Origin of the sequence: Streptomyces sp. OfavH-34-F (assembly GCF_022347745.1) — a bacterium.
Lineage (GTDB): Bacteria > Actinomycetota > Actinomycetes > Streptomycetales > Streptomycetaceae > Streptomyces.
Window position 1 is genome coordinate 1 of record NZ_JAKRGC010000491.1, and the last position, 3,114, is coordinate 3,114.

Annotated in this window: 4 protein-coding genes; 2 read left to right on the forward strand and 2 right to left on the reverse strand. The window is 74.3% G+C overall.

The window, feature by feature from the left end; translation table 11 throughout:
• Positions 1-843: DUF692 domain-containing protein (locus MHW47_RS33795; RefSeq protein ID WP_239227668.1), on the reverse strand; the 843-nt coding region annotated here is incomplete at its 3' end.
• A 155-nt stretch (positions 844-998) separates the two neighbouring features.
• Positions 999-1,691 (reverse strand): peptidyl-tRNA hydrolase, encoded by a 693-nt coding sequence (locus MHW47_RS33800; RefSeq protein WP_239227665.1) that lies wholly within the window; start codon positions 1,689-1,691, stop codon positions 999-1,001.
• 71 nt (positions 1,692-1,762) lie between these two features.
• On the opposite strand from MHW47_RS33800, the gene MHW47_RS33805 reads away from it, so the two are divergent.
• On the forward strand, positions 1,763-2,440 hold the full coding sequence (locus tag MHW47_RS33805; protein ID WP_239227666.1) for an AIM24 family protein: 678 nt from the start codon (positions 1,763-1,765) through the stop codon (positions 2,438-2,440).
• Between the two features lie 65 nt (positions 2,441-2,505).
• Positions 2,506-3,114, forward strand: a 609-nt coding sequence (locus MHW47_RS33810; RefSeq protein ID WP_239227667.1) for an ATP-binding cassette domain-containing protein, incomplete at its 3' end; no start/stop codon positions are given.

A 3,114-nucleotide genomic window follows, 5' to 3' on the forward strand; every position in this document is an offset into this window, starting at 1 on the left:
CATCGCGCCCGCCCGGCCAGGACCGCCCTTCGCCAGCGTCTCCCGGATCGCGTCCAGCTCGCCCGCCAGCTCCCCGGCGGGCGGGAACGCGTCGTCGCGCTCCAGCAGGACGCCCGGCGGATCCACCCGCGAGCGCAGCTCCGCCAGCACGTCGAGCACCGGGGCGGTCACCGGGTGGGCGTGCGTGTCGTGCCAGACGCCGTCCTTCTCGATCCCGCCCGCCACATGCACGTACGCGATGGCCTCCACCGGCAGCTCGTCCAGCGCGGTCGCCGGGTCCTCGCCCCGGTTCACGTGGTTCGTGTGCAGGTTGGCCACGTCGATCAGCAGCCGCACCCCGGTCCGCTCGACCAGCTCCGCGAGGAACTGCCCCTCCGTCAGCTCCTCACCGGGCCAGGAGACCAGCGCCGCGATGTTCTCCAGCGCCAGCGGCACCGGCAGCGCGTCCTGCGCGATGCGCACGTTCTCGCAGAGCACGTCCAGCGCCGCGCGGGTGCGCGGCACGGGCAGCAGGTGCCCCGCCTCCAGCGCCGGGGACGCGGTGCGCGCCCCGCCGGCCCGTACGAACGCGATGTGCTCGGTCACCAGCGGGGCGTCCAGCAGCGCGACCCGGTCGGCCAGGTCCGCCAGCCGGCCCGGGTCGGGGCGTTCGGCCCCGCCCAGGCCCAGCGAGACGCCGTGCGGCACCACCGTCACCCCGCGCTCCCGCAGCCGCACCAGCGAGGCCGGCAGATGACCGGCGCAGAGGTTCTCCGCGACCGCCTCCACCCACTCGATCCCCGGCAGCGCCTCCACCTCGTCGGCGATCTCCGGCCGCCAGCCGATCCCGACGCCCAGCCTCAGACCGTCCCCCATGCCGTCCCCCATGTGTTCCCCCTCGTTCCGTGCCAGGGTGATGGCCCCGGCGCGCGGCGGTGAACCCGGAACGGCCGACGTTCAGAGCAACATTTGAGGTTGGACCGGCCCAGGGCGTGTCCGGCGGGGCTTGGCCGCCCCGCTCAGCGGCGGGTGCGCAACGCCGGATGGTCGGCGACCACCGTGCACGACCCCGGCGCGATCTCGGTGAAGCCCGCGTCCCGGACGACCGGCAGCCCGCTCACCGTCAGCTCCCGCCACCGCTCCGGCTCCGCCGTGGCCACGGAGAGCGGGAAGCCGGCCGCGCGCCACGCCTCGCGCTCGGCGTCCGACAGCTCCCACCAGGCGAGCTGCGCCCCGTGCCCGACCTGCGCCATCTCCTTGCCGGCGGACATGCCGAGGTCCGGGTTGAGCCAGAGCACCGGCCGGCCGGGGCCGGGCGCGGCCGGGGGCTCCGGGTCGTCGAGGTCGGTCCCGGAGACCTGGAGCTTGGCCAGCTCCTTCGGCCAGCCGTCCAGCGGCACCGGCGGGAACACCCGTACCTCCGCCTCCTCGCCCGTCACCGTGATCCCCGGCAGCGCGGCGGCCTTGCGCCACTCCGCGCCGCGCGCCCGGCGGACCACCTTGCGGATACGGGCGTCCTGCCAGTCCCGCATCGCCCCCGCCCACTCGCCCTCGCCCACCGAACGCTCGTCGGAGAGCATCACCAGGACCGCGCGGGCCGCCGTGCGCAGGGCATCGGTGCGGGCCGGCGGCGCGGTCTTCTCGATCCGTACCACGAGCGGGAGCACGTACTGCGGTGCCTCGTCCCGGTTTGTCGTGTCGTCGCTGCTCACCCGCCCAGTCTGCCAGCCGCCCCGGACGGCCTTGTTGGCGGAATGGGTGGGTCCGGGCGAGGATGCCGCCCATGAAGAGCGATCTTTTTTCCAGTGAGCACATGGTGGAGCAGGCGACCGCCCCCGGCATGACGCTGCAGAACGCCAAATCCATCAAGTACGCGGTCAACGGCGAGATGCACGCCCGCCAGGGATCGATGGTCGCCTTCCGCGGCGACCTGCAGTTCGAGCACAAGGGCCAGGGCATAGGCGGCCTGCTCAAGCGCGCCGTCACCGGCGAGGGGCTGCCGCTGATGGCCGTGCGCGGCCTGGGCGAGGCGTGGTTCGCCCACGAGGCCGCCAACTGCTTCATCGTGGAGCTGGAGCAGGGCGACGCCCTCACCATCAACGGCCGCAACGTCCTGTGCTTCGACGCGACGCTCTCGTACGAGATCAAGGTCGTGAAGGGCGCGGGCATGACCGGCGGCGGCCTCTTCAACAGCGTGTTCACCGGCTACGGCAAGCTGGGCCTGATGTGCGACGGCTATCCGATCGTCATCCCGGTCACGCCCCAGCAGCCGGTCTTCGTCGACACGGACGCCGTCGTCGGCTGGAGCGCCCAGCTCCAGACCTCGCTGCACCGCTCGCAGAGCGTCGGCTCGATGATCCGGGGCGGCTCGGGCGAGGCCGTGCAACTGCGCCTGGACGGCCACGGTTTCGTCGTCGTACGCCCCAGCGAACTGAAGCCCGAGAAGGCGTCGTCCCACTGAGCACCGGACCGGAGGCGCTGCGGCTGCGGGGGGTCGGCCGGCGGTACGGCCTCGCCGGGCCGTGGGTGCTGCGCGGCATCGACCTCGCCCTGCCCGCCGGCGCGCTCGTCCGTGTGGAGGGCGCCAACGGCACCGGCAAGTCCACCTTGTTGCGGCTGCTGGCCGGGATCGACGCCCCCTCCGAGGGCCGGATCACCGGCCACCGGCCGCGTACCGCGTACGTCCCCGAGCGGTTTCCGGCCGCCCTGCCCTTCACGGCGGCCGGGTATCTCGTCCACCTCGGCCGCGTCCACGGTCTGCGACGGCGCGAGGCGGCGGACCGCGCGGACCACTGGCTGACCCGCTTCGGCGCGACCACCCACGCCCGAACCCCGCTCGCCGAACTCTCCAAGGGCACCAGCCAGAAGGTCGCCGTGGCCCAGGCGCTCCTCGCCGAACCGGAGTTGCTGGTGCTGGACGAGGCGTGGACGGGCCTCGACACCGAGGCGCGCGCCGAACTGGACCGGGCCGCGGGGGAGCGGGTGGCGGCCGGGGCGACGGTCGTGTTCGTGGACCACGACCCGCGCCGCCTGGCGGACACGGTCGACGCGGCGTACCGCGTGGAGGGCACGGGCCTGACGGCCGCACGGCTCCCGGCGCGGGCCACGGACCCCGGCCCGCGGGTACGCGTCGAG